The sequence below is a fragment of the Serratia sp. OLAL2 genome, from assembly GCF_002752475.1.
Lineage (GTDB): Bacteria > Pseudomonadota > Gammaproteobacteria > Enterobacterales > Enterobacteriaceae > Serratia > Serratia bockelmannii.
The window spans coordinates 1-610 of record NZ_MSTL01000015.1; the positions used below are offsets into that span (position 1 = coordinate 1).

At 48.2% G+C, this 610-nt stretch carries 2 tRNA genes and 1 rRNA gene; all 3 read left to right on the plus strand.

Features of this window, described 5'->3' with window-relative positions:
* A 16S ribosomal RNA gene (locus BVU99_RS08845) occupies positions 1 to 81 on the plus strand; the annotation flags it as partial.
* A 74-nt stretch (positions 82 to 155) separates the two neighbouring features.
* A tRNA-Ile gene (locus tag BVU99_RS08850) sits at positions 156 to 232 on the plus strand.
* A 38-nt stretch (positions 233 to 270) separates the two neighbouring features.
* Positions 271 to 346 (plus strand) — tRNA-Ala (locus BVU99_RS08855).
* Positions 347 to 610 lie beyond the last annotated feature (264 nt).

The following is a 610-nucleotide window of genomic DNA, read 5'->3' on the forward strand; positions in this document are numbered from 1 at the left end:
CTTACCACTTTGTGATTCATGACTGGGGTGAAGTCGTAACAAGGTAACCGTAGGGGAACCTGCGGTTGGATCACCTCCTTACCTAAAGATATTGATTCGAGTGGCGTGCTCACACAGATTGTCTGATAGAAAGTAACGAGCAGAAATACCTTTATAGGCTTGTAGCTCAGGTGGTTAGAGCGCACCCCTGATAAGGGTGAGGTCGGTGGTTCAAGTCCACTCAGGCCTACCACTTCTTCGAAGTGGAAAAGGTACTGCACGTGACTGTATGGGGCTATAGCTCAGCTGGGAGAGCGCCTGCCTTGCACGCAGGAGGTCAGCGGTTCGATCCCGCTTAGCTCCACCATATAGTCCGGTATTTAATACTTCAGAGTATATTGGCGACAGTATGCTGCGAAGTATTTTGCTCTTTAACAATCTGGAACAAGCTGAAAATTGAAACATGACGGCTGAAATTTATCCCTCCGTAGACGTATTGGGATAAAGAGTAACCTGTCATAGAGTCTCTCAAATGTTTGCAGCACGAACGATGGAAACATCTTCGGGTTGTGAGGTTAAGTGACTAAGCGTACACGGTGGATGCCTAGGCAGTCAGAGGCGATGAAGGGCG